16 protein-coding genes and 2 pseudogenes are annotated in these 26861 nt (G+C 60.2%); 6 read left to right on the top strand and 12 right to left on the bottom strand.

Features of this window, described 5'->3' with window-relative positions; translation table 11 throughout:
* Window positions 1-3: 3 nt before the first annotated feature.
* From ACFOJ9_RS06110 to ACFOJ9_RS06100, 3 genes are all read right to left on the bottom strand, one after another.
* Window positions 4-1791 carry a type I secretion system permease/ATPase gene (locus tag ACFOJ9_RS06110; protein ID WP_378977650.1) on the bottom strand — a complete coding sequence of 596 codons (1788 nt, stop codon included), beginning with the start codon at window positions 1789-1791 and terminating at the stop codon, window positions 4-6.
* 103 nt (window positions 1792-1894) lie between these two features.
* Window positions 1895-6523 carry an Ig-like domain-containing protein gene (locus tag ACFOJ9_RS06105; protein ID WP_378977648.1) on the bottom strand — a complete coding sequence of 1543 codons (4629 nt, stop codon included), beginning with the start codon at window positions 6521-6523 and terminating at the stop codon, window positions 1895-1897.
* A 532-nt stretch (window positions 6524-7055) separates the two neighbouring features.
* Window positions 7056-8135: an IS630 family transposase gene (locus tag ACFOJ9_RS06100; protein WP_378977646.1), complete on the bottom strand. Its 1080-nt coding sequence runs from the start codon at window positions 8133-8135 to the stop codon at window positions 7056-7058.
* 472 nt (window positions 8136-8607) lie between these two features.
* Between ACFOJ9_RS06100 and ACFOJ9_RS06095 the strand changes: the two genes are divergently transcribed.
* Complete coding sequence (locus tag ACFOJ9_RS06095; RefSeq protein ID WP_378977644.1) at window positions 8608-9690, top strand: glycosyltransferase; 1083 nt, start codon at window positions 8608-8610, stop codon at window positions 9688-9690.
* Between the two features lie 467 nt (window positions 9691-10157).
* Here ACFOJ9_RS06095 and ACFOJ9_RS06090 read toward each other — a convergent pair whose 3' ends face one another.
* From ACFOJ9_RS06090 to ACFOJ9_RS06065, 6 genes are all read right to left on the bottom strand, one after another.
* A complete protein-coding gene (locus ACFOJ9_RS06090; protein ID WP_378977642.1) occupies window positions 10158-11351 on the bottom strand; it encodes an IS91 family transposase in 1194 nt (397 codons plus the stop codon).
* A 3-nt stretch (window positions 11352-11354) separates the two neighbouring features.
* The gene (locus ACFOJ9_RS06085) at window positions 11355-12260 is read right to left on the bottom strand and encodes a tyrosine-type recombinase/integrase (RefSeq protein ID WP_378977640.1); all 906 of its coding nucleotides are present in this window, start codon (window positions 12258-12260) and stop codon (window positions 11355-11357) included.
* Window positions 12261-12455: 195 nt separating this feature from the next.
* Window positions 12456-13214 carry a metallophosphoesterase gene (locus tag ACFOJ9_RS06080; RefSeq protein ID WP_378977638.1) on the bottom strand — a complete coding sequence of 253 codons (759 nt, stop codon included), beginning with the start codon at window positions 13212-13214 and terminating at the stop codon, window positions 12456-12458.
* Window positions 13215-13308: 94 nt separating this feature from the next.
* Window positions 13309-14412 carry a hypothetical protein gene (locus ACFOJ9_RS06075; protein WP_378977636.1) on the bottom strand — a complete coding sequence of 368 codons (1104 nt, stop codon included), beginning with the start codon at window positions 14410-14412 and terminating at the stop codon, window positions 13309-13311.
* Window positions 14413-14644: 232 nt separating this feature from the next.
* Entirely contained in the window at window positions 14645-16321 is a 1677-nt protein-coding gene (locus ACFOJ9_RS06070) for an AAA family ATPase (protein WP_378977634.1), read from the bottom strand.
* An 11-nt stretch (window positions 16322-16332) separates the two neighbouring features.
* Window positions 16333-16674 carry a DUF6634 family protein gene (locus ACFOJ9_RS06065; RefSeq protein WP_378977632.1) on the bottom strand — a complete coding sequence of 114 codons (342 nt, stop codon included), beginning with the start codon at window positions 16672-16674 and terminating at the stop codon, window positions 16333-16335.
* A 195-nt stretch (window positions 16675-16869) separates the two neighbouring features.
* Between ACFOJ9_RS06065 and ACFOJ9_RS06060 the strand changes: the two genes are divergently transcribed.
* Complete coding sequence (locus tag ACFOJ9_RS06060) at window positions 16870-17130, top strand: helix-turn-helix domain-containing protein (RefSeq protein ID WP_378977630.1); 261 nt, start codon at window positions 16870-16872, stop codon at window positions 17128-17130.
* A 648-nt stretch (window positions 17131-17778) separates the two neighbouring features.
* Here the strand turns inward: ACFOJ9_RS06060 and ltrA are convergent.
* Window positions 17779-19017: a group II intron reverse transcriptase/maturase gene (gene ltrA, locus ACFOJ9_RS06055; RefSeq protein ID WP_378987596.1), complete on the bottom strand. Its 1239-nt coding sequence runs from the start codon at window positions 19015-19017 to the stop codon at window positions 17779-17781.
* A 746-nt stretch (window positions 19018-19763) separates the two neighbouring features.
* Between ltrA and ACFOJ9_RS06050 the strand changes: the two genes are divergently transcribed.
* The 4 genes and pseudogenes from ACFOJ9_RS06050 to ACFOJ9_RS06035 form a co-directional block, all read left to right on the top strand.
* Window positions 19764-20672, top strand: a complete 909-nt coding sequence (locus ACFOJ9_RS06050; protein WP_378977628.1) for a tyrosine-type recombinase/integrase — start codon at window positions 19764-19766, stop codon at window positions 20670-20672.
* A gap of 3 nt (window positions 20673-20675) precedes the next feature.
* A pseudogene (locus ACFOJ9_RS06045) lies at window positions 20676-21527 on the top strand (IS91 family transposase); the annotation flags it as partial.
* A 72-nt stretch (window positions 21528-21599) separates the two neighbouring features.
* A complete protein-coding gene (locus tag ACFOJ9_RS06040) occupies window positions 21600-22769 on the top strand; it encodes an IS110 family transposase (RefSeq protein WP_378977626.1) in 1170 nt (389 codons plus the stop codon).
* Between the two features lie 308 nt (window positions 22770-23077).
* Window positions 23078-23422: pseudogene (locus tag ACFOJ9_RS06035) on the top strand (transposase); the annotation flags it as partial.
* Between the two features lie 375 nt (window positions 23423-23797).
* Here ACFOJ9_RS06035 and ACFOJ9_RS06030 read toward each other — a convergent pair.
* Entirely contained in the window at window positions 23798-25102 is a 1305-nt protein-coding gene (locus ACFOJ9_RS06030; protein WP_378977624.1) for an HlyD family type I secretion periplasmic adaptor subunit, read from the bottom strand.
* Entirely contained in the window at window positions 25102-26847 is a 1746-nt protein-coding gene (locus tag ACFOJ9_RS06025; RefSeq protein WP_378987593.1) for a type I secretion system permease/ATPase, read from the bottom strand. The genes ACFOJ9_RS06030 and ACFOJ9_RS06025 overlap by 1 nt, the downstream gene beginning before the upstream one ends.
* Window positions 26848-26861 lie beyond the last annotated feature (14 nt).

The raw sequence follows: 26861 nt of genomic DNA, 5'->3' as shown, positions 1-26861 counted from the left end.
TGTCTAGCTCCGCCCTGGCTTGAGTGATCCGCTCCAGCGGCCGCTGCCCTGGCTTACGGTGCTGAATGCGACGAGTTGCCTGTGGCCGTTGATCTCCGGCGTGGCTGGGGCTTGGGGCTGTTCCTTGATGCCGGCGATCTGTTTCAGGACGTCGGCACTGGGTCCGAAGGCCTCGATTGCGCCGTTGCGCAGCATCAGGACACGATCACAGCTCGCCGCGAGAGACATTCGATGGGTTATCACGATAGCCGTCGTTCCGGCCTTGCGTGCGCCGGCGAGCGCGAGTCCGAGCGCCAGTTCTCCGTCCTGGTCGAGATTGGCGTTGGGCTCGTCAAGGACGAGGATTTTCGGCTCGCCGTAGAACGCACGAGCCAAACCGATGCGCTGGCGTTCACCGCCCGAAAGCGCGCCATTTGAGGCACCAACTTGCGTTTGATAGCCTTCTCGCTGCGACAGGATCAATTCGTGTGCTTGCGCCCGTTTTGCCGCTTCGACAATTGCGTCGTCAGGCAGAGCCGGATCGAAGCGCGAAAGATTTTCGGCGATCGTGCCAGGCAGCAATTGCACATCTTGCGCGAGATATCCGACATGACGGCCCAGTTGATCTTGATCCCAGGTGCGCAGATCCGCCCCGTCGATTTGCACCACTCCAGAGCTTGGGCGGACCGCACCCACGAGCAGCCTGGCCAAAGTCGACTTCCCGGCCCGGCTTGGCCCGATGACGGCGATGGCTTCGCCTTCGCGGATCTCGAAGTTCAGGCGCTTGATGATCGGCTCTGTGCCGGGCGGCGACCCGGGCGGGACATAGACCAGGTCGCGAACCGTCAACCTGCCTATCGGCATCGGCAATAGAAGCTTGGGGCTGTCGTTGGTGGTTTCATCCGGCAATGCCTTTTTCAGACGACGCCAGGCGCGTCGGGCGTCGATTGTCTGGCGCCAGCCGCCAATGAGTTGGTCGAGAGGCTGTAAGGCACGACCCGATATGATCGACGAGGCGAAGATCATGCCGGCAGTCATCTTACCCTGAAGGACCAGCCAGGCCCCCAAACCCAGAATGGCAAGCTGCAACAGCATACGGGTTGCTCGTGAAATTCCGGCAAATGTCGCTCCGATCGCAGCCGACCGGTCTTGCATGTCGAGCGCGTTTCCAAAGGCCCGACCCCAAGCTTCCGTCGCGTTTCGGTTCATTCCCATGGCACGCACTGTCTCGGCATTGCGGGCGAAAGCCTGGGCCGCAAGATTGGCCTTGGCCGATTGTTCGGACGCCTTTGCTGAGTTCTTTCCATTGGTGAACTGCGTCAGCATCACCAGAACGATCATGACAACCGCGCCGCCGATGGTGAGCAGGCTGAGCGCTGGATTGATGAAAGCCAGAAGCACGATAAAGAGCGGGACAAAGGGGAGATCAAACAAGGTTGCCAGTCCGCGGGAGCCGATAAAGGTCCGAACGATCGCCAAATCCCGCAATGGCTGTATGTCGCCCGTATCAGCCCTCTGACCTTGCATCGAAGCGATGAACGCCTCCGAGGCACGTTGCCTGTCGACAGATGCAGCGACGCGCTGGGAATAGATCGAGCGGATGATTTCAAAAAGCCCGAGAAATGCCAGCGCCAGCACGGCCATGATCGACAGGTAGACAAGCGTATCGACGTTGGCCGCCGGCAGCACCCTGTCGTACACCTGCATCAGGAACAGCGGCATCACCAGCAACAGCACGTTGATGATGACCGAGAACAGCCCGATGTCGAAAATGCTCTTGGCAAACGAAGCGGTAGCGCTCTGTGCGCGCATGTATGTCAGCCCCCGAGAAGTTCAGAGGCGTGGCGTTGAAGCACCAGCGCCGCGCGAAGGAGAGGAGATCGGCGGCGCTTGTTTGTGACGCCGCCAGGCAGGATCAGACCAGCCCGCCGATGGGCTCGGAATCGAACCAGAAGTCACCGGGGCTGTGGTTGGCGGCGGCGACGACGTCGGCGAGGGAATAGGCCGCCGTCCCGTTGAACTGGATGTATTCGACGTTGGTGAATTCGATCACCTCGGACTGACTGGGATTGCTGTCGTTGTAGATCCAGAAGCTGTCGCCATTGCCTTGTATGCGGAAATCCTGGATATCGCCGTCAAAAACGATGATGTCGTCGCCTCCCTTGCCGTCGACAAAGGATCCATTCCCGGCGCTATAGTTGACGATATCGTTGAAGCGCGATCCGCCGAAATAGCCCGCGGCTCCCACGGAACCTGACACGCCCTCATCGTTGTTGGGATCGTAGGATTGCCCAACATGGATGATGCCGAAGCCGGGGACGTCTGTTTTGACCTCATCGTTGTTGTCCGCATCGGTCAGGCCATAGGTGAACCAATCCACGCCGGTGAAACCGCTGTCCGGCGTGTAGACGTAGTTGGTCCCGTTGAAGCTGATGGACCCATGATGAGGTTGATCCCAGACCGAGGCGTTGTAGTGCGCACCCGTGGGGACGGTGTCGTTGCCGGTCATGTTGAGAACCACCGACGTTCCGGACGTGGTCCAGAAGCGATCATCGTTCGCCACCCACGTACCGCCGTTGGCGCCTGGAACGTTGATCGGTGTCGAATCCGGCCAGACGTCACCTGGTTCATGCCCGGCGGCAACAATGATATCCGATAGTGCGAGCCGCCCGGCGTCGGCGAATTGCAGGTGTTCGAAATTGGTGAATTCGATCACCTCGGAGCTGGCGTTCGCTGTGTTGTAAACCCAGAAATGATCGTCATTGCCCTGGATGCGATAGTCCGCGACGTCGCCTGCGAAGACCATGGTGTCGTCACCAGCCCCGCCGTCGGCGAAGGACGTATTGCCGCCGGTAAACAGCGCGGTGTCGTCGAAGTTTGTTCCTCCGAAATAGGTGCCGTTGCCATTGCCAACGCTCTCGGTGACACCAGCGGGCGGCCCGCTGATCGGCTGTGCCTCCGCCCAGCTTTCGCCAGGGTCATAGCCGGAATTGGCGACGATATCCGCCAACGATATCAGGGAGCTATCATTGAAGATGATGTGCTCCACATTGGTGAACTGTATACTTTCACCCGTCGCGATGTCGCTGACAGTGAAATGTTCGCCCTGCGCTTGAATTTGGTAGTCCGCTTCATTGCCGCTGAAAGTGACGACGTCGTTTCCTGCCTTGGCGTCGATGTAGTTTCCATTGCCACCACTGAAATTGACCGTGTCATCGAAATTTGAACCGACAATGCTGTAGCCCGCACTTATGGTGAGCCCGGTGGTGCTGTTCGGATCGAAAGGCTGACCGACAAACACCACAGCCATCGCGCCACCGCTCGGCGTCATTGAGTTGCCGCTCGCATCGAGTAGCTCGTATTGGAACATATCGATGCCAATGAAGCCTGTATCCGGGCTATAGTCACTGTAACCACTGTCACCCCAACCAGTAACTGGGTCATACTGGCTGCTGTTGATGAATCCGTGCGTAGGCTGGGACAGGATGTGCACTTGATAGCCCACACCGCCGGGAATGATGTCGTTGCCTGTTAGATCGGGCGCCGCAGGCATATTCGCCGCTACGCCGAACCTGTCGTCGCTGACGGTCCACTGATCCTCGGGCAGTACAACTGGCTTGGAAACGACCCACGCATCTCCAACGTTGAAGCCCGCATCGGCCGCAATGTCGGCAATCGACAATGCCGCCGTGTTGTTGAATTTCAGGTACTCTATATTTTTGATATCTATGGATTTTCCATCAATGCGGCGATCGTTGACGACGAAGGAATCGCCCTGGCCTTGGATGCTGTAGTACTCTACGTCGCCATCAAGGACGAGCGTGTCGTCGCCACTCCTGCCATCGGCGTATGCGTTGGTGTTGTCATACGGATCTTCGCTGGGCGTGAACGTTACCGTGTCGTCCAGTCCAGTACCGAAGAACGTGTAGCCATTCGTGCCACCCACGTTCGCCGAAACGCCGGTATGATCGCTGGGGTCGTAAGGCTGTCCGACATGGATCGTAACGACAGCCCCCTCGCCAGTCATGTTCTGGTCGTGATTGTCGCCGTCGTACAATCCGTACGAGAACCAGTCTATTCCCGAAAAACCTGCATCTGGCTGATACGTGTATGCAGAGCCGTTCCAGAAGATAGATCCGTGCGCCGGTTGCCCTGACGTATAGGCGTTAACGTCAACGCCAACGGGGACCGTGTCATTGGCTCTGAAGTCAATGACGATCGATGTTCCCGCGTCGGTCCAGAAGCGATCATCGGCGGCGGCCCAGGTTCCCGCTGTCGGCGGCGCCGGGGGCGTGACGGCAACTGGATTTTCGACGTCGGCGACGTCGACCAGATAGTCGTCGAATTTCAGGAATTCGACGTTTTCCACGTAGTCGAATTCCACGTCATTGTAGACGAGGGCATAGCCGTATTGGGTATCAACCTCTATCGTGAAGTTCGCCAAATTGCCCGAAAAGATCGCGGTGTCGGTGCCATCGCCTCCATATATGCTGTCGTCACCGGCTCCAGCGAAAATCGTGTCGTTTCCTGCGCCAGCATCGATCTGATTGTCGCCGCTGGTGCCTGTTAGTACGTCGTCGCCGCCCCCTGAGGTGACATCCTCGAACGCACCTTGAGCGAGGGAATAGATGAAGTCCACATTTCCTTCGACGATCAGAACATCGTGTCCCTCGCCACCCGAGAAAGCGGTGTCATTGATATCGGCGACGATTGTATCGTCGCCGGAACCGCCTATCAGGATATCGGCACCAGCTCCGCCGTCGATGTAGTCATCGCCGAGCTCACCCTTTAAGTGATCCGCGCCATCATCGCCGTACAGCACGTCAGCGCCATAGCCTCCGACAAGAACATCCTCGTCGGAGCCGCCGATCAAATAGTCGTCCCCATTTCCGCCTTCGAGATAGTCGGCACCGTCGCGACCAAGCAAAGCATCGTCACCATCGCCGCCATAGAGGCTATCGTTACCGCTTCCACCATCGAGATAGTCGCTGCCACCGTATCCGGAAATGTGGTCATTACCGCCTTCGCCGTAAATTTCGTCATCAAGCACGTCGCCAGCAAGCGTTTCATTCGTGCCATCGCCTATGAAGAAAACAGGCTCCGGCGAATCCAGGAGTGTCTGCATTTGCAAGGCTTGGAGCTGCTGCCCCTCGGGCAGATGAGGTACCTCGATTGCATAGAGCGGCTCATGGAACCCTTCGGTCATGACGTTTCCGTAACCGCCGAGCATGATCACGTAGTCGGACTGTACGCTCGGATCGACCATACTCCGCATTTGTATGGTCACGCTTCCGGACACGACGCCCCAATATTCTCCGGCGTTCGGATCGATTAGATAATCCGGATTGTAAAGAACGGACAAGCCGCCCAAAGTCGAGGGCGCGTAGTAGCCAGGATGCAATGTCTGATACTCTTGCGCTGTGACGAAAGACGCATAGGCATCGTAGGCAAGCGTATTGTTAAGTGCGTTTCCTGTCCCGAATATGTTCGTTATTGTTCCGTCCCCGTCGGCGTCGTAAATTGTATCGACATAGAAGCCTATTCCAAGTTTCAGCCATGCCGCGCTCCCAGTTCCGATGTTCTTGTCAAAGTAAGGGGAGACTCCGCCACCAGAAGCTTGGGCGCCAGTCATTATGTATGTGTCGTGGCCGGTTCCTCCCGCCAGATAATCTGCGTCTCCGTCGTCAGCTGACGGAGTTATGTTGGCGGGAACTCCATCCCAGAGAGCAGGGTCCCGTCCGCCAATGAGAATGTCGTCGCCAGCGCCGCCGTAGAGATGGTCAATTCCGTTACCCCCAATAAGAAGATCGCTCCCATCTCCGGCCATCTCCTTGCCGCCTTCGATGAAATCGTTTCCATCGGAGCCTCGGATGGTATCCACTCCAGTTCCGCCATACAGAAAATCATTCCCTTGGCCAGCACGAATAAAGTCGTCGCCATGAAGACCGAGAACCAAAACCGGATTGACCTTGTCGAACAGATCTACAGCATTGTAACCTGGTATATCACAGATAATAGTGTCAACGCGCGCGTTAGGCACCAAATCCGATGTAACATCAATTTGCTCACCGACAACGTTGGCTTCAAGAAGTGCACCTGTGTAGGAGCGCCTCTCGTTGACGTCCCCGAGCTCATGCATCACGCCATTTTCGAAAATTATGGATTCAGTCGCATAATCTCTACCGGGCGTAGTGTAGTTGGGGATTGCGTCGCTTGGGCTTATACCCACCGCATGGCCCAATTCGTGCACGAAGAAGCGCTGATCGCTAATTCGAAACATATCGCCATTTGCAGTAACAAAATAATCTATGACACCAGCATCCCAATAGATCTTGTACCCCCCAAGATCAGATCGATTTCCCCCGCCAGGGTCATATACTACATCAAGGAATTGGCCATTGGTAACCATGTTATCAAGAATATTCTTAACAGTCGGCGATCCGTTGTAGCACGACTCGATCATTTTCAAGTAAACATCGTTGAATAGATCGTCTGGAAAATATATATCTGGCCGTATATGCCCTTTTACGTCAGAAAATTCCATCGATCTTCCCCTTTTCGCCTACCAAGGTGATGATTTTTTCACGAAGCTTTTTGTCCTTTTCGTCAAGTTGACCTAAGCTTTGTTTGCTTGCGACCGACTTAAACCTGAGAAAAGCATATTCGCAATTGTCGCTTATGGTGTTTCCATCCATTTTATAATCTATATAGCAATACAGAACGCGCTTATCGACAAAACCCCCTTTGAATAATATGTGAACAAATGTCTTCGGGTCGGAAGAAATCGAAAATTGAACGGTGGTTGCAGATGAGTGTGTCGCAGACGTCAGTAATAGGCATGACATCGATATCAACGAACTCGCAAACCTATTCATCGTAGACCTCCATCTTGGACCGCCAGACCTGGCGTTGCACAATGCGCTACTGCGATGGTCGTATCTCCTGCACGAAGATATTAGTCACCGCGTCCGCGCAAGCCGCTATCTAATCTCGTAGCGCTATGCTCTCACTGGACTCAATCGGCCAGACATGCGTGAGCAGATTTCAGCTCGCCTCGAAGCCTTGGAATGTCCTCGCTAGTGGATTGATTCCAACGTTTGGTGCCCGCGCCTGACGGCGGCGATGATTTTGTGTGGGTCGGCTCTCCAGACGAACGGTCGGGATTGCTGATTGTGCTCGGTGATGAAGCGATTGATGGCGGCCTGGAGATCGACGACGGAGTAGAAGACACCGTGCTTCAGCCGGCGGCGTGTGAGCTTGGCGAAGAAGCCCTCGACAGCATTGAGCCATGAGCAGGATGTCGGCACAAAATGGAAGGTCCAGCGCGAATGCCTGGCCAGCCAAGCGCGTACTTTGGGCTGCTTGTGAGTGGCATAGTTGTCGAGGATCACATGGACGGCCTTGTCGGGCGGAAGTTCAGCCTCGACGGCGTTGAGGAAGCGGATGAACTCCTGATGGCGATGGCGCTGCATATTACGGCCGATCACCGAGCCATCGAGGACGTTGAGCGCGGCGAACAGGGTCGTCGTGCCGTTGCGCTTGTAGTCGTGCGTCATTGTCGCCCCGCGACCGCGCTTCAGCGGCAACCCCGGCTGAGTGCGGTCGAGCGCCTGGATTTGGCTCTTTTCGTCGACCGACAGCACGATGGCATGAGCGGGGGGCGAGACGTAGAGCCCGACCACATCGTGAAGCTTCTCGGCAAACGCCTTGTCGTTGGACAGCTTGAAGCTGCGCCAGCGGTGAGGCGCAAGGCCATGGTCGTGCCAGATCTTCACCACCGAAGACGCCGCGATGCCGACCGCCTTCGCCATCGCGCGGACCGTCCAGTGCGTCGCCTCGTGGTCTGGCGGATCGAGTGTCAGCGCCACGACCCTGTCGACCAGCACAGACTGAAGCGGTGCAATGCCCGGTGGCCGCGTCTTGTCGCGCAGCAGGCCGTCGACGCCTTCGTTCATGAAGCGCTCCTGCCAGCGCCACACGCAGGTCTTCGACTTGGCTGTCATCGTCATGATCGCGGCGGTCCCCAGGCCATCACCGCTCAACAGAATGATCCGCGCTCGCCAGACATGCTTCTGAGGCGAACTCCGTGCTGCGACGATCCCTTCAAGCCGAATTCTGTCCGAAGCCGTGATGTCGATGCTGATACCAGTGCGCATCCCGCAATGTCGCATGCCGAAGCGATCCGGGGAATCCCAAAAAGGACTCTTCTGTCCCGATCAATCCACTAGCATCAGAGCCCACCCGACAGTTCAACCGCTTTTGTTGTGACGTTTAAGGAAATCAGCCATGACTATATTGACTTCAAATTTCGTTTCAAGCTGAAATGACTATAAGCGAGGAAAATTCTTTTTTGGTAGCGGTGAGGTACATTAGTACTAACTAATACTGTTCTGATAGGCTATCTGGACAATTAAAAATTATACAAAATCTCATACTTCATAGAACCAGTTGATTAATGACGTCAGTCATTGCCAAAGAAGCCAGAAGATGATGGGAAATGTATCAATGAGGAAGAGTTGCGGTTCTCGAGTCGTATTCGCTTGGGAACTAGGCGACAATCACGGCCATCTCCTTCGCCATGTCCACGTTGCGGGCGCGCTACGGGGCTGCGGGCATCCGGTTCTCTTTGTGGCACGGAACACGACAATTGCCCGCAATGTGCTCGCGCAGCCCAACTTCCACTTTTTGCAAGCGCCCATATACCAAGCGAAGCCGCAGACACTTCCACCCACAAACAGCTACGCCGATATCCTTTTGGCCTCGGGCTATGACGGTGCTGACGAATTGGACGGCCTCCTGCGCTCTTGGATCACCACCTTGTCTCTCTATAAACCTGATCTGCTGATCGCAGACCATGCACCGACTGCACTGCTTGCAGCGAGAGCGTTAGGCATTCGGGCGATGCTTGTAGGGACAGGCTTTGAAATCCCTCCCGCATTCGACCCGTTTCCAAGCCTAATTCACTGGCGGCAGGCAAACCCGGACCATTTGCTGCAGAGCCAAAACCGCGCGCTCGCGGCGGTAAATCAGGTTCTTTCACGGCGGGGGATTGCGGCGCTTCCTTCGCTCTCTTCGCTATTTGCCACAACACCACGCCTCATCAGCAGCATCAAAGAGCTCGATCCCTACGGCGTGAGACCCGACGTTCGCTACATAGGGGCTATCGACTCCCCCCAATCGGGCAAGCGGGAAAAATGGGTCTCAAAATCAGACTCCAAAGTCTTTGCCTATCTTCATGATGGATTAGAACAGTTGCTGCCACTCATTGATGGGCTGCGAAGAGCCGACGTAGAAGCGATCTGCGTCTTTCCGGGTGTACCCAAAGGCGAATTGCCGCCTTCAGGCGCCAATGTGAAGATCTACAACGACATGCTAGACCTCGAGAACCTCCTTCCGGAAACATCGCTTTGCATTTCCAACGGCGGTAACGGCCTGGCCGGCAAGTGCCTTGCGCAAGGCATTCCGATGCTCCTTATGCCTATCTATTTGGAACAGTTCATCACGGCCGATCGCATCGTGAAACTCGGCGCTGGAATGGTTGTTTCCGGACCACAGACAACCGAGCAGTACAGCTCGATCATCAGGGCGGCCCTTAAGGCGCCTGGCATCAAATCATCCGCAATGAAGATTATGCAGGCGACTGCGAATCCGGACAGCGCTGGCGAACTCTATCTCGCGACCGTGGAAGCGCTGCTTGCGTCGCGAGGGTGACGGGAAGTTCTGGGCCACACCGACATGAACGAATTGTGGTCGACATCTCCCGACAGGTGTGAATATTGCCCAACGAGTACCCGCGGAAGCGCAGCCAGGACCTCCTGTGTCGGCGCCCACGATGTCTGCTTTCAGGCCGCCGCAGAACTGACCTCGACGTCCGACCTTGGGAAGGGTTTCGGGTGCCGTCAGGCGTACGAAAGCCACTCATGCAGGAACCCGCGGGGCCACAGTCGATGTCTATGGGGATTTCGATTTGCAGCTGATGTCGGCGATGGCGCGACCGCCGTCAGGAAGCTCTGGGGTGAATGCGGACAGACCGCTTCGTTGCGCCTCCGCGCGGTGTTGTCGGGACGGTGAGCGGCTGGGCGCGGCTCTGTCGGCGTCGATAATCACCATAGACGTGCGTCGATCCGTTGCCGGAGGCTGAGTGCCTGCAGCTGAAGGCTGAACCATTCCATGCCGGGTCATGGCGTGCTGGTCCCGGTCGACGGGGAACCGTGTGGCGGCCCGCGCGGCTGCCTCCATCGTTCGAAGGTCTCGATGATGATCATGCGGCCGCCACAGCAGGGGCATGGCGGGCGGAAGTCGTCCGGTTCGTCCGTGGTGTCGTCATCGGACGGTGCGGCGACGTTCAGGAGTTCGCGCGCAAGCGCGAGGCTAGCCTTGCGAGCGGAGCCGGCAAGCAGGCCGTAGTGTCGGATGCGATGGAAGCCACGCGGCAGGACATGGAGCAGGAAGCGGCGGACGAACTCGTCGGGGCCAAGCGTCATGACCTGCTGCCGGTCCACGCCGTCGCGGCGGTAGTTCTTGTATCGGAAGGTGACGCCGCTCTCGTCGAAGGCGATCAGGCGGCTGTTCGATATCGCGACCCGGTGAGTATAGCGCGACAGGTATGCGAGCACCGCCTCCGGTCCCGCGAACGGTGCCTTGGCGTAGACCACCCAGCGCTTCTTCCGGACTGGCGACAGGTGCCGCAGGAATGCCCGCCGTTCCGCGAGATGAGCAATTGCGCCGAAGAAGCTGAGCCGCCCGGCGTCGTGCAGCGCCATCAACCGGGTGAGGAAGAGCCGGCGGAACAGCTTGCCGAGAACGCGCACCGGAAGCAGGAAGGCCGGCCGCGACGAGACCCAGCGCTTTCCGCCGGGCGCGATGCCGCCGCCCGGTACGATCATGTGCACGTGCGGATGGTGTGTCATCGCAGAGCCCCAGGTGTGGAGCACGGCGGTGATGCCGATCCTGGCTCCAAGGTGCTTCGCATCGGCCGCGATGGTCAGCATCGTCTCCGACGCTGCCTTGAACAGCAGGTCATAGGCGAGCGCCTTGTTCTGGAACGCGATGTCGGCGACTTCGGCAGGCAGCGTGAACACGACGTGGAAGTAGCCGACCGGCAGCAGGTCGGCCTCGCGCTCGGCCAGCCATGTCCGTGCCGCCGCGCCCTGGCATCTGGGACAGTGCCGGTTGCGGCAGGAGTTATAGGCGATCCGCCATTGGCCGCAGTCCTCGCAGGCCTCGACGTGACCGCCGAGCGCCGCGGTGCGGCAATGCTCGATCGCCGACATCACCTTCAGCTGATGGAAGCTCAGGTGACCTGCATGGGCGACCCGATAGGCGGGGCCGGCAGCACGGAAGATGTCGGCGACCTCGATCGAGGCGCGCACGGTTCAGCCGGGAGGCGTCTTGCCTTCCATCAGCGCCATCAGCCGGTCGAGCGGCCCTGCGACCGCATGGATCGTCCGGGTCGAGACCTTGGTGTAGAGCGCGGTGGTATCGAGCTTGCTGTGCCCGAGCAGCACCTGGATGACGCGGATGTCGACATCCTGCTCAAGCAGGTGGGTGGCGAAGCTGTGACGCAGCGTGTGCGGGCTGACACGCTTGCGGATGCCGGCGACTTCGGCTGCCTCCTGGACCGCGCGGTGCAGTTGCCGCGACGAGATCGGCGCCGTGCAGCCGCGCCCCGGGAACAGCCAGCCATGGGGGAGCATGACCCCGCGCCGCTTGCCTTCGCGCCACCACAGCCGCAGCAGTTCCAGCAGTTGCGGCGAGAGCATGGCGTTGCGGTCCCTGCGTCCCTTGCCCTGTTCGACGCGGATCAGCATGCGTGTGGAGTCGATGTCGTCGACCTTGAGGTGCGCGACCTCGGATACGCGCAGGCCTGCGCCATAGGCGACACCGAGCGCGGCCTTGTACTTGATGCCTGGCGCCGCCTCGAGCAGCCGCGCCGCTTCCTCCACGCTCAGCACGTCGGGCAGCTTGCGCGGATATCGGGTGACCACCAGTGCGCGGGCCAGATCGCGTCGCTTCAGCGTCACCGTGAACAGGAAGCGCAGGGCCGAGACCGCGCCGTTGATCGTCGCAGGACCGACGCCGCTCTCATGCTGATGCAACTGGAAGCACCGGATGTCCTCGGTCATGGCGGTGTCGGGAGCGCGGCCAAGGAACGCGGCGAAGCGCCGGATATGACGAACATAGTCCTGCTGCGTATGCGGTCCCAGACCCCGCATCAGCATGTCTTGCTGCATGCGCTGGCGAAGCGGCGTGGTCGGAGCATCGGTCGACAGGGTAGCCATGGCAAGTTCCTCTCGTTGAAGGGAACTCCATGGTCGGATCGCGGGCTCTACCCGCTCAAGGCCTATGAATACCGCGCCATTTCAGAAACAGGCGACCCTCCCGCGAAGCGGGTTTGTGCATTGGGCGCGAAGCAGCCATCCATTACTTGGCGTTCAAAGGTGAGCTACGGTCAATTCTTCGCCTTCATCCATAGGCTATATCCTCACGACCAGCGCCGGATCGAACGCGCCGTTTTCATCCTCATATCCGCGTGGATTGCAGATGATGCGCGTACTGTCGACCTTGTAATCACAGCTATCATGCGTGTGCCCATGGACCCAGAGTGCGGGTCGACCACTCTCGATCACCTCGGACAGGTCCGACGCAAAGGCGGCATTCAGCAGGTCACCCTTGAATCTCGAAGGAATCGATTTCGCGTGCGGGAGGTGGTGGGTGACGACGACGGTCTCGATCGGATCGGCCTTCAGGGCAGAGTTGATGAACGCGCGTGACTCGCGATGCATCCGAAACGCCGTCTCCGGCAAGAATCTTTGCCAGGGATTCCGTTGTTTCGCGATCAGCCTGTGATCGTTCATGCGTTCGCGCGCGTGGACCATGGCGAGTTCCGGATGCCCCTCGATCCGATAGTCTGTCCAGAGCGTCGCGCCGACGAAGCGAACGCCCTCGATAACGACAGCGTCGTTCTCCAGGAAATGCACGTGCTCGAACTGCGCGGCGGCGGCGCGCCCGTCTTCCAGGGCCTCTTTGATCGACCCTTTATAGAATTCGTGGTTGCCCGCGACGTAAACGCACGGCATGGAGGGCGCTATGTGCTTGGCCAGCCAGTGGGCGCCATTGGCTGGAGCGCGGTAAAGGTCTCCCGCCACGACGCAGACGTCTGCGCCCGGGATCGTCAGCGGCTGCCGCAGATCGGCAAATTCAAGATGCAAGTCAGAGAACAGCCAGATTTTCATAGGATCGAAGCCTTGATTTCATTCATGCGGGCGCGCCAAAGCTCCACGAATCCTGGACTCGTCAAAGCACGGTGTTTTGCGACCGTTTGTCGGATCACCCGGGCGTCGCGACGATCCGCTGCTTCACTTCCTGGAGCACGGCGTCGAGTTCATCTCCCTCCAGCGTCTTTCGTGCCAGCAAGATCTCGCCAAGGAAATCGATCGCGATCTCCTGGTTGACGACCATTTTTCGGGCGACGGCATAGGCGCTCTCCAGCCGCGCATTCACCCGCTCCGCCAGATCTTCGTCTGTCGCGAGAAGCGATGTCCGGTCCTCGACCTTGCGGTAGAGCAGCGGCCATTTCTTCGAAAAGCCCATCACGGTCTCCATGTCGAACGCCAATGCGGTCGCAGCTGCTAGATCGCAGGACTCAGAGCCGGATCCGGCGGCGACCGACCCCACGATCACTTCCTCCGCTGCTCGGCCGGCGAGTGCTGTGATGAGAACGCCGGTGAGCATCGCCTCGGTCTGCTCTTCAGGCATAGTCCCGGTGACATAGCCACCTTCCGGAGCCTCGATGGTAATCTTCACGATGGTTCCAAGATCGAGATGGAGGCGCGCTACCGCATGGGCGGCTTCATGGACGGACGTCCGGAACTGGAGCTGCAGCAATCGCAAAAGCAGAGCGTCCCCGAGAACACTGTCCGCGCTGCCAACAGCGTCTGCAGCCCTTTCAGCGGAAATGCCGGCGTCACCCGCAGCCTCGACAGCTCTGGTCTTCTTGCTACGATGCTGTCGCGAGAGACGTGGCATCCGACGCTTTTTCATCTTCCAATCCTTTCGATCGTTGCCGTGCCCGATGGAACTGGCTGGCCTCGACGAGCTTCCCGACGATGGTTCATGAATGGTCCGCACCCTGGTGATTGTTCGCCTGCGGCGGGGGGTCCAGAAGACCAGCGCCTCAAGCCATTCCGCCAACTCGGTACAGGCAGGGTTTGCGTCCATGACGTGGCAGGTCAGCAGTTCGAGGATCACCGTCGGGATCGGCCACCCGGTCGCGATGGCTATGCGGGCATAATGCCTCGTCACCTCGAGGGCGATCGCTGGATCCTCCATGTGCGCGGTTCTGCAGTCACAGGAAGCGATGGGGCCGGCCCTGATGAGGGCGAGGCAGCTTTCGGTATGGCCAAGAAGCCCGAGCAGCGCTTCGCTGGCCATGTACCTGCCGAACGCGAGTGGCCGCTGTGATGCAGGCGCCGACGGATTCGCCATAGGAATCCCGCGCTTCATCAAGTTGTGCTTTGATCTGCCCTGGGGCGGATGATCGACGAGCGATGATCCTTCCACCTCACTGCGGGGTCGGTGCAGAAAGCCTCTTGCTTCGCGAGCATTCATTCAGTTGCGTCCTGTGCCAGCCCCTATCGCTGCCGATTGTTTTCCCGGCGCCAGCTCATTGCCGGCCCCAATGTCGTTCACGCGCCTCGACAAGCTTCTCGACGAGCCGCTCAAGTTTCCTGATCGACCCGCCTGGCCAGTTGTTGGCCAGCGCTGCGAGTTCGAATCCTTCGAGCGGCGTTACCCAACGCGGATCGTGCCCTGCCTCGAAGTAGAGGCGTTCCAGAATGCGGGATGCCAGCAACGGCAACTGGTCGCGGCCTGGCTCCGGAAATCGCAGGATCCGACATCTATCCCGCATCACCGCCGGGACACTTCCCACCTCATTCGCCGTCATCACCCAGGACACATGCGAGAGATCGCAGTTAGCCTCGACGTAGGGATCGAACCAGCGCCGCGATGTTTCCTTCTCGAGCAAACCGATCAGGACATCATGCACATTGCCGTTGTGACGACTGGTGCCCACCTTCTCGATCTCATCGAGGATGATTGCGGGCCCAGCGCATTCATGCCGGCGCACCGCCATGATGGCTAAGCTCGGTTCACCTGACGACCATCGCCGCGCTGTACCTCCGACGGCACTGTCGCCCAAGCCGCCGCAGGGAACCAGCTCGTATGGGATCCGGAGTTCCTCGATCAGCCTTCTCGCGAAGCGCGTCTTGCCGCATCCGGGCGAGCCGACCAGGATTGTTGGTCGTACGTATGCATGTCCCCTGCCGACGAGGCGGTTCAGGATGTCGTCGGCCAACGCTGCGACCCAGGGGAATTCGGACACAAGCTGCATGCGAGGAATGGAGAGGTCGGATGCAGCTGGAAGCGGCAATCCGCGCTGGACGAGTTCTTGGAACTCGCTCAATACGCGCTTTCCTTCCGATGTTGTCGCGTTGCCGATGGAAGGAATGACAACCACGGCAGCATTCGGCGCGGGTTTGGTTTCCGCATCGTCCTCGATGAGGTACTCGATCTCGACATTTCTAGACGCCTTCTTGGCCGACGCCTCTTTGTTCGTCGGTTCGTCCGTCAGCCGTGCGTGCAGGATCGCGGACTTGAACTCGGCTTCAAAATTCAGAAGCATCCGGAACAGCGAATGCTGCGGATGCGGGACATGGAAGATTGCGAGGTAGCGCGAAGAGACGAGAGTACGTGACAGCATGCTCCACGCCAGCGCGCGCCAAAGCATTCGCGGGCCTCTGCTCTCATCGAAGTCGCGCATCGCCATCGATGCCGTTTCGCTTGCTATCACAGCTGCAGCCTGCGGATCGCCAAACACCCCAAGGTAGAATTGACAGCGCAGGCGGCAGGCCTCGGTCGGAATCCCCTTTACGACTTCGATCGCCATCGATGCCGTTTCGCTTGCTATCACAGCTGCAGCCTGCGGATCGCCAAACACCCCAAGGTAGAATTGACAGCGCAGGCGGCAGGCCTCGGTCGGAATCCCCTTTACGACTTCGGCGGTGTCGAGCGCGGCTTCGACACTTTTGACGCCCTCCTCGGATTGCTCGGTGGCGAGGTCGTCGAGACAATTGGCAAGAGCCAAAAGTTCGACGCGACCGCGCTTCTTCATCCGCCGTGACAGGCGGCTAGCGTATTCCCGGATATCGTCTTGGAGACGATCGCCAAAGAACGCCATGCCGCGCAGCAACTCATCCTCACTCGGAAGATGCAAGCGGGCTTTCGCAGCCTTCTGGCGTCGGTCGAAATGACGGTCGAAAGTCGAATCCTTGAATGTCATGGCCGGGGCAGTCAAGAATCGAGGCCGGACTGTTCGGCAGGACGCCCGAGGCGGTACCATCTTGAGAGCGTCCGCGCCCAGGCCCGGTCTTCGGATAGCAGCCAGAGATCCGACGTGCCGATCAGCCGGTTCTCGCCTCCGAGCCGCGGATGGCCGGTCGAGAGCCCGGCAAGGGAGGGAACAATCCTTTGGGCAAGAATCCATCGATCGAGGATGGGGGCATCCTCATTTGCCATCGCCGCCGGAAGCACGCCGAGGCGGACGCGCTCCAAATCAGCGGCCAATGCGACAAGGCGGGCGACCTGGAAGGTGAACATCGCATCGGTTGGCGTTTGGAGACCAAACAGCAGCATCATAGTCCTCCGATGTCCGATCAAGGATCCGGTCCATTCGGATCCTTAGTGATTCGCGGGAAGCAGCGAGACAGACATACGGCGTCGGTCAATCGGCGTCCATACGCATATAATTGGCGTGAGGACGCCAATTTGTGACGGAAGGATTCGTGTGATCGAATGCGCCGATCATCGAAACCCGGCACGGCAAACTAAATGATTGTTCCCAACGAAATGCTCTATGCAGCTCGAGTCGCCCTTGGCATCAGCCGTCCCGACCTCGCCAAATTGTCCGGCCTTGCGGAACGGACCATTCTGCGACTTGAAAGCAACGATCGTGTCACAGTCAGGACGTTGCAGCGCGTTCAAGCCGCACTAGAGGCACGAGGGGCGGAGTTCATGGCGAGTGAAGGCAACAAGGGACCGGGAATACGGATCCCATTGTCGCTGCTGTCGCGCGATGATCTAAGATTTTGATTCAGCTTCCTTTGGATCGACTGAACGTGTCGAAATTTGACGCTTTTCGACCTCGTGGCAGCCCAAAGCTCGATCTGTCATTCACCAGAATCCACTCTCTTTTGTTGAGGGAGTGGCCTCCGGTCGCGTCAGAGAACAATTGTGGCACGAAGCAGCCGTGATTTGCCGCCTCAGCAGTACGAAGTGCACTTTGATTCAAGTGATTTGCAACAGACAGCGATCCAGTCTTTTATATGGCGAAACTGAGGCAGCCGCACGAAATATGGAGGGGAGACCACGGGAATTTCTTTACGAACCATAGACTTAGAGCGCATTTCTATTGCGCCTGCGTCAAATCAAATTGTGGCGCGCATCAAAACTAATTTGGCTGTTCATAAAATCAAAGGTTATGGTGGGCCCGGAGGGCGAATAAAAAACGTTGATTTTGTTGAGTTTTTCGTGGGCCAAAATCAGAAATCTTCCCGCATCCGTTCCGTATGGTTCCGTGACGCCAAATAGTCGACTGTAGCTAACCTGGTTTATGAACGTTCGGAGACATGCTCCAGACGGCGGCAATTGGGCCGACGATCGGGATAGGGGGACGCCTCGCGACGCCGCCCCTCCCACACCACCGGGCATACGGGTCCGTACCACGGCGGTTCGATCGTATTAAGCTTGGGCAGAGACATGAAGTCGAGGGAGACCGAGAGACTCGAAGTAATGGTTGCGCAGGGCCTGTTGGACCGCCGGGTGTCCTGACATGCGCCAGAATCCCGTCGGTGAACCGGCGGCAACCGCAGCTCCGAACTTTGGTACGCCATGACGACGTAGTTCCTTGAAGCGGTTGTGCCCGTTCCCCCATTGCCACCAGAGATACATGCGTAGTCTCCGGCGGGTCCACGCTTCCAAGTTCGTAAGCACCCGTGGGGTCTGGCAGAAGCCAAAGTAGCCGCGCCATCCGATGAGGTATGACTTCAGCTCCTTGATCATCTGCGGCAGACTGATTCCCCGTGTCCGGCGTGTCATGTCCCGGATCAGCGCCTTGAATTTGTCGAGGGCCTTTGGCGCGATGCGCCGTTCGCTCCCGTCATTTGAGATGCTGAACCCAAGGAATTTCCGCTCCTCCGGTCGCGCCACCGCGCTCTTCGCCTCGTTGACCTTCAGCAGCAGCTTCTTGGTCAGGAACCGGCCGACAGAGGTCATGACCCGTTCGCCGGCGCGGCGGCTGCGAACATAGATGTTGCAGTCATCCGCATAGCGGCAGAAGCGGAGACCCCTTCGGGCCAGTTCCTTGTCGAGGTCGTCGAGCAGGAGATTGCTTAGGAGGGGCGAGAGCGGGCCACCTTGCGGGGTCCCCTCGTCCACCGGACGGACCAAGCCATCCTCCATCACCCCCGCATTGAGGAATGCGCGGATGAGTTTGAGCACGCGCTTATCGGATACCCGCGCGGCGACGCGCGCCATCAGGCTGTCGTGATTGACTCGGTCGAAAAACTTTTCGAGATCGATGTCAATCACGTGGCTGTAGCCCTCGGCAACGTAGCGTTGCGATTGGGCTACCGCCTGATGGGCGGAGCGTCCTGGGCGGAAGCCGTAGCTGTGCTCGGAGAACGTCGGGTCCCACTGCTCCTGGAGAACCTGCAGCAGGGCTTGCTGGATCAGTCTGTCGACGACGCAAGGCACGCCGAGTTTTCTGACCCCGCCCTCCGGCTTGGGGATTTCGACCCGCTTGACCGGCTGCGGCTGATAGGTTCCTTCGAGCAATCGAGACCGGATGCTTGGCCAGTGCTCACGCAGGTAGCCCTTGGCGTCATCGATGGTCATCCCATCCACGCCTGGACCGCCCTTGTTGCTTCGAACGCGTTTCCACGCTGTTTCCAGATTCTCTCGGCTACATACCGTCTCCATTAGTTGTTCTGTCCAGGCCGGGCTTTCGGGTGCCGACTTCGCCACGAGTGGTTCGGCCCCTTGGTAACCGCTGACAGGGGCTTCACCCCGGTCCCTCGGTTCCAGGGCCAGTGAGTACTGGGTCTTCTGCCGCTTTCCACTCATGAGTTGCCAGTCCTATTTGCCACTTCCAATCGTTCGGGCCTTCGGTCATCGTTTCCGGCTCGGCCTATCCGTTTGCTCCGCCTTTCGGCTTGGAGTGCCTCACTAGCCTTGCCGACAGCATCACCTACTACGCCCTCTGCTGACTCCTGCATCACGGTCAGGTCACCTTGCGGTTCCCTCAGTTCCGAAGTCGGAACATGACGCAGGCCTCCCCAGGTAAGTTCAATCGCCTTCCCCGCGCACCTGCCGGATCTACAGCCCTGCCCCTTGATGGATATGGACTTCGCGACACGTTGCCCGCTCGTCCGGCCAGGGATGCCTCATATCCGGTTTCTGTTCGTCAGGTCGCGGTTTTGCTCCACGCTTCCTTCAGACACCACCTCGCGGTAATGCCCTTGCGCTTTGCTAAGCCTTCACCTCCATCAGGTTGGCAAGGGGACTTTCACCCCCAAGCGGTTGAACATGCTGGGCACACAACGAACCCGCTGCGCGGGATGGGCGCGTGGGGTGAGGTAGAGATCACGAGCCGGGCGTCGCGCTCGCATTGAGGGTGGTTCGGCAGCAGCAGAGCATCGCGGGCTTCTTCAACAAGGAGCCTGACCATGCCCTATCCTGTTCTTGATGCACCTATCAGTCCACTTCGCCAGCGGCTGATCGACGACATGAACATGCGGCGTTTCTCCGGGGAGACGCAACGCAACTATCTCCGCGACATCGGACGCTTGGCGACGTTCCTTGGGCGATCACCAGACACAGCGACCACCGATGACCTGCGCCGGTTTCAGATCGAGCAGCAGGAGGACGGCGTTCCGGTTCCGACGATGAACAGCATCGTGTCAGCGCTGCGCTTCTTCTTCACCCACACGCTCGACCGCCCGGACCTGGCGCGCCGGCTCGTCCGGCTGTCGCATCCGCGTAACCTGCCCGTGGTGCTGAGCCGCGACGAGGTTGCCCGGTTGCTCAACGCCACCACCTGCCTCAAGCACCAGGCGGCACTCTCGGTCGCCTATGGGGCCGGCCTGCGTGTCGCGGAGGTGTCGATGCTGAAGGTCGCCGACGTCGACAGCGAGCGCATGCTGCTGCGCGTCGAACGCGGCAAGGGCGGGCGGTATCGCAACGCCATGCTCTCGGAGGATCTGCTCACGCTTCTGCGTGAGTGGTGGAAGGTCGGGCGGCAGCAGGGCGTAATGCATCGCGACGGCTGGTTGTTTCCCGGGCAGCACGCGATGAAGCCGATCAGTACGCGGCAGCTCTATCGCATAGTCGTCGAGGCGGCCCAATCCGCCGACATCGCCAAGCGGGTCGGGCCGCACACGCTGCGTCACAGCTTCGCCACCCACCTGCTGGAGGACGGCACCGACATCCGGATCATCCAGGTCCTGCTCGGGCACGCCAAGCTCAACAACACCGCCCTTTACGCGAAGGTTGCGACCCGGACGGTGCGTGCCGTGACGAGCCCGCTCGACAAGCTCGGCCTGTTCAAGCCGGGAGAGACCTCGCCCGGTGGCTAATCCGTGCGCGCCTCGATCGAGGTCGCCGACATCTTCCGTGCTGCCGGACCCGCCTACCGGGCCGCCCATGCAGGTCACCTGAGCCTCGTCCAGCTCAAGGTGATGTCGGCGATCGAGCATTGCCGCACCGCAGCCCTCGGCGGTCACGTCGAGGCCTGCGAGGACTGCGGCCAGTGGCGCATCGCCTACAACTCCTGCCGCAACCGGCACTGCCCGAAGTGCCAGGGCGCAGCCGCGCGGACATGGCTTGCCGAGCGCGAGGCCGACCTGCTGCCGGTCGGCTACTTCCATGTCGTGTTCACGCTGCCCGCCGAGGTCGCCGACATCGCCTTCCACAACAAGGCGCTGGTCTACGACCTGCTGTTCAAGGCGGCATCGGAGACGATGCTGACGATCGCGGCTGATCGGAAGCACCTCGGTGCGCGCATCGGCATCACTGCGGTCCTCCACACCTGGGGCTCGGCGCTGACCCACCACCCGCACGTGCACATGATCGTGCCGGGCGGCGGCATCGCGCCGGACGGGAGCCGCTGGGTCTCGTCGCGTCCAGCCTTCCTTCTCCCGGTGCGCGTGCTCGGCAAGTTGTTCCGACGCCTGTTCCTCACCCGGCTGCTCGCGCTGCACGACGCCAGCCGGCTCGGCTTCTTCGGCACACTTGCTCATCTCACCGAGCGGCAGACATTCCTGCGCCACCTTGCTCCCGTCCGGAAGACGCGCTGGGTGGTCTACGCCAAGGCGCCGTTCGCCGGACCGGAGGCAGTGCTCGCCTACCTGTCGCGCTACACCCACCGGGTCGCGATTTCGAACAGCCGCCTGATCGCCTTCAACGCGAGCGGCGTCACCTTCCGCTACAAGATCCCATGAGGGTATGGATAGCGACCGGAGCTGTAATAGAGCGAGGTTGTTTGAACTCTCTGGAGACCCACCATGTCTATTACAACTGATCAATCTGCAGCGCCTGCCGCTATCCGTGTCGAGCTTGACGCAATTTTTATCTCTTTGGAACTGAGCAAATCAGCCTGGCTGATCACCTCGCTGTCGCCGGGTGCCACCGATAAGATGTCCCGGCACACGGTTGTCGGTGGCGACATTGCCGGACTGTTTGTACGTATCGACGAACTCCGTTCCAAAGCGCTGGCCAGGACTGGCAGGCTCTATCGAGTGGTATCTATTCACGAAGCCGGACTTGATGGATTCTGGCTTCACCGCTTACTCGATCGCGAAGATTGGATAGAAAGCCATATCGTGGACGCCGCCTCGATTGCCGTCTCGCGCAAGCGCCGGCGGGCGAAGACAGACCGGATCGACGGCGAGACGCTTATCCGGACGTTGTTGGCCTACAAGCGAGGGGAGCCCCGCGTCTGCTCTATGGTGCGAGTTCCAACCTCGCAGGACGAAGACCGTCGCAGGATCGGTCGCGAGCGCAAAGTACTCGTCGACGAACGAACGCTCCATATCAACCGCATCAAGGGTTTGCTGTTTAGCCAGGGCATTCGGGGCTATGAGCCTGGGCGCCGCGATCGCCGCGAGCGCCTTGAGGAGCTCCGCACGGGTGATGGTCGCGATCTGCCTCGGCACACCAAGGCCCAGCTTCTTCGCGAGCTCGGTCGCCTCGAATTACTGATCGAACAAATCAAGGCGGTGGAGGCCGAGCGTGACGCGGTTCTAGCGCAGGAGAAGGCGGCCCTGACCGAACCCGCAACGATGCTGCTCGGCATAAGGGGGATCGGCCCAGAATTCGCCAATGTCATCTACAGCGAATGCCTGTCCCGGCACTTCGACAACCGAAGACAGGTCGCATCCTACGCAGGACTTGCCGCAAGTCCCTGGCAAAGCGGTTCAATCAATCGTGAGCAGGGTATCTCGAAGGCAGGCAACCCACGTCTTCGAACAGCAATGGTCCAACTCGCATGGCTGTGGTTGCGTCACCAGCCGAATTCGATGCTGAGCCGCTGGTTCCAGGAACGGGTGAAGCACAATGCCGGAAAGCGCAAGGCGACGACAATTGTTGCCCTGGCCCGCAAGCTGCTGGTGGCGTTCTGGAAATATGTGACGTTCGGTGTTCTCATCGAGGGAGCCGCCATCAAAGCCACCTGATGCGACGACAGACGTAAAGTTATTCCCATCCCCAGGGCCTGATTAGCCCTGACGGATCCAGGGGGACGAACCGTGGTAGTCCATGGCTCAAAGCAAGCCGCCTACAAGAATGGTCTCGTCCTTCTGAGCCCTTGCCCGCCGAAAGCGGGATAGTGGTGCAGCCGCTGGGCGGCGACCGGATGTGAGGTTGATCAGGCCCGGATATCGGGCAGTGTCGTGCAACCGGGCTCAGACCGTGGATACCGTCTTCGAATAAGGAACGAATAATGTCGCCATGATGCCCCGACTTGACGTGATGACCCTCATGTGAGGACTATCGCCGCAACGGCGCCGACCGGCAGCAGTTCATGACGCTTGCGACCGACGAGTTCATCCGCCGCTTCCTGCTCCACGTGTTGCCAAAGGGATTCCACCGCATCCGGCATTGCGGCCTGCTGGCCGGCTCTGCTCGCAAGGCCAGCCTCGCGCTTGCTCGTGAACTCCTGAACGTCGCCGCACCGTCCGACGATGACACCAGCGACGAACCGGACAACTTCCGCCCGCCATGCCCCTGCTGTGGCGGCCGCATGATCATCATCGAGACGTTCGAACGGTGGAGGCAGCCGCGCGGACCGCCACACGGTTCCCGGTCGACCGGGAACAGCACGCCATGACCCGGCATGGAATGGTTCAGCCTTCAGCCGCAGGCCCTCAGCCTCCGGCAACGGATCCACACGCGCCAATGGTGATCATCAAGGCCCACAGAGCCGCGTCCAGCCGCATACAGGGCCGACAACACCGCGCGGAGGCGCAACGAAGCGGTCTGTCCGCATCCATCGCGCTGCTTCCCTACGGCGGTCACGCCATCGCCGACATCAGCCGCAAATCGAAATCCCCATAGTCATCGACTGTGGCCCGCGGGTTCCTTCCTCGGGGACTTTCGTACGCCTGCCGGCGCCCGAAACTCTTCACGTGAACGGTCGGTCAGCTTACGGGCAATGAAGCCGAAAAGCGGTCATTTGAAGTCCCGACAGAGCCCGGAAGGAGTGTCACTCCTCTCGAAACGCGCGAGCTATCTGATCGGCCAGCGGTTTTACGAGATAGGACAGCATGGTTCGGCTGCCGGTGGAGAAGAACGCCTCGACGGGCATGCCCGGCGCTAGGGTCAGGCCTTTCAATTTCTTCAGCTCCCTGCGCGGCAGGCTGACGCGAACCGTGTAGAAGCCCGCGCCGCTGCGCTCGTCGATGCTGAGATCGGCGGAGATTTCGTTGACCACGCCGTTCAGTTCCGGCGTCACACGCTGATTGAATGCCGAGAGCTTTAGTGCCACGTGCTGACCCTGCGAGAGTTGATCGATGTCCTGCGGGGCAATGCGAGCCTCGACCGTCAGATCATCCGCCACCGGCACCACGAGCATGATGACTTCGCCCGGCGAAATGACGCCGCCGATCGTATGGACGGCAAGCTGGTGGACCACGCCATCCTGCGGACTGCGGATATCGATGCGCTTGAGCTGGTCTTCGGCCGAAACCTTGCGTTCGACGAATTCGGATAGTTTTCCCTGGACGTCGCGGAGCTCGGTCGCGACCTCGCTGCGCAGGTCCTGGTCGACCTGGATGATCTGCAACCGGGTTTCTGCGATGCGGCCCTTGGACTGGGCGATCGATGCGGTCAGTTGCCCATGTTCACCGTCGAGCCGAACCGCGTCGCGCTCCAGCGCCGTCAGGCGGTCGATCGAGACGAGTTTGCGCTGCCATAGCTTGCGGATGCTGTCGAGTTCGGTGCCGATCAGCTCTATTTCCCGGCTCTTGGCCGTCCGCTGCTCGGTGAGCCCCGAGGCCTCCTCGGCAAGCTGCGCGACGCGCTCTTCCAGCTGCGCCTTCTGCCCGGCGCGAGCCTGCCGGCGAAACTCGAACAGCGACTGTTCGCCGGCCATGGCGCGAGCAACAGCGGTCTCATCCAGCCTCGAGGTCAACGAGGTCGGAAAGGCAATGTCGGCATGGTCGTCGCGCTCGGCTTCAAGACGTGCGAGACGCGCCTCGAATTCGTCGAGACCCTTGGTGACGATTGCCAGGTTGGCGCGGGTGACGGTTTCGTCGAGACGGATCAGAACCTGGCCGGATTTCACGGCATCGCCTTCGCGCGCCAGAATGGCGCCGACCACGCCGCCGGTGGGATGCTGAACCTTCTTGACGCTGGAATCGACGACCAGCTTTCCCGGTGCGATCACCGCGCCGGAAAGCTCGGTGACCGCCGCCAGGCTGCCCGCGCCACCGACGAGAAGGATGCAAGCAGCCACGCCGCCAAGCAAATAGCGCCGGATGGTTCGATCGATTGTGGGGGCCGCAGCCATCAGGATACATTCTCTTCAGTTGCGGGCACGACCTTCAAGGGGACACTGGCCGGCCGAGTGATCTTGTTCAAGACTTCGTTCTTCGGCCCAAAGGCCTGGACCCGGCCATTGGCCATGACCAGGACCTGGTCGAGACTTGCCAGCGCGCTTGGGCGATGCGCCACCACGACGGCGATGCCGCCGCGGGCGCGAACACCCTGGATCGCCTCGGTCAGGGCAGCCTCGCCTTCGGCATCGAGGTTCGAATTGGGCTCGTCGAGGATGACCAGGAACGGATCGCCGTAAAGAGCCCGCGCCAGCGCCACCCTTTGCCGCTGGCCGGCCGACAAGGCCGATCCGGCCTCGCCGATGCGTGTCTCGTAGCCTTCCGGCAGATGGACCACCAGGTCGTGCACGCCCGCCGCCCGAGCGGCCGACAATATCTTGTCGGAGGGTGCCTCCGGTTCGAAACGCGCGATGTTTTCGGCAATGGTGCCATCGAATAACTGGACATCCTGCGGCAGATAGCCGACATGCCGGCCAAGGTCTTCCGGCGACCACTGATCAAGCGTTGCACCATCCAGCCGGACGGCGCCGCGGCCCGGCAGCCAGATACCGGCAATTGCCCGCACCAGTGAGGATTTGCCGGAAGCACTCGGCCCGATGATGCCGAGGCCGGCGCCCTTCTCCAGCGCAAAGCCGGCATCCTGCACGACCACGCGCCGCTCGCCCGGCGGGCTGACGCTGATGCCCTCGACTACGAGTACAGCCGTTGGCGCCGGCAAAGAAACGGTCGTCGCCGCCTCCGGAAGCAGCGCCAGGAGCTGGGTGAGCCGCGCCCAGGCCTGGCGGGCGGTGATGAAGCTCTTCCAGTGCGCGATGGCCAGTTCGATCGGCGCCAGCGCCCGGCTCATCATGATGGAACTTGCAATCATGATGCCGCCGGTCGCTTCCTGGTGAATGACGAGGTAGGCGCCGATCGCCAGGATGCCGGACTGCAGCATCATGCGCAGGATCTTTGAGATGGTCCCAAGCGTGCCGGCGAGATCGCTCGCTTTCGCGTTCGTGCCGAGATAGGCGGCATTGATATCGGCCCAGCGCTCGGCGATGCGCGAGCCGAAACCCATCGCCTGCAGCACCTCGACATTGCGCCGCGTCGCCTCGGCCAGCGTGTTGCGCGCGGCGGCCTGGCGGTTGGCCTCTTTTGCGGGCTCGCGGGTGCGGGCCTCGGCAAACAGCGTCAGGCTGAACAGGATGATGGCGCCGGCGAGCGCCGTCATGCCGATCCAGAAATGGAAGAGGAAACAGATGCCGAGATAGAGCGGCATCCATGGCAGGTCAAAAAGCGCAGTCGGCCCCGCGCTCGACAGGAACGACCGCACCTGATCGAGATCGCGCAGGGATTGCAGGCCATCGCCTGCGAGCTTTGTACGCAGCGGCAGCCGCATCAGCGCGGTATAGACTTGGCCGCTAAGCCGCGTGTCCAGCCCCATGCCGATGCGCACCAGCAGCCGCGACCGGATGAGTTCGAGCACGCCCTGGAAGACGAAGAGCGTGCCGGCAAACACCGCAAGCCCGACCAGCGTCGGCACGCTGCGGCCGGGGATGACCCGGTCATACACCTGCAGCATGAAGAACGAGCCGGTCAGCGCCAATATGTTGACGACACCGCTCATCAGCGCGATGCCGGCGAAGGCACGCCGAAAGGAACCAAGAACCGCCGCGAGGGTTGTTCGCGGCGGTTCGGATGGACGGGACTGCGGCATCGCGTTCAAGTGAA

This window comes from Mesorhizobium cantuariense (genome assembly GCF_042647205.1).
Lineage (GTDB): Bacteria > Pseudomonadota > Alphaproteobacteria > Rhizobiales > Rhizobiaceae > Mesorhizobium > Mesorhizobium cantuariense.
The sequence above is the reverse complement of the archived record's forward strand: the minus strand, read 5'-3'. Positions and strand labels throughout refer to the sequence as shown.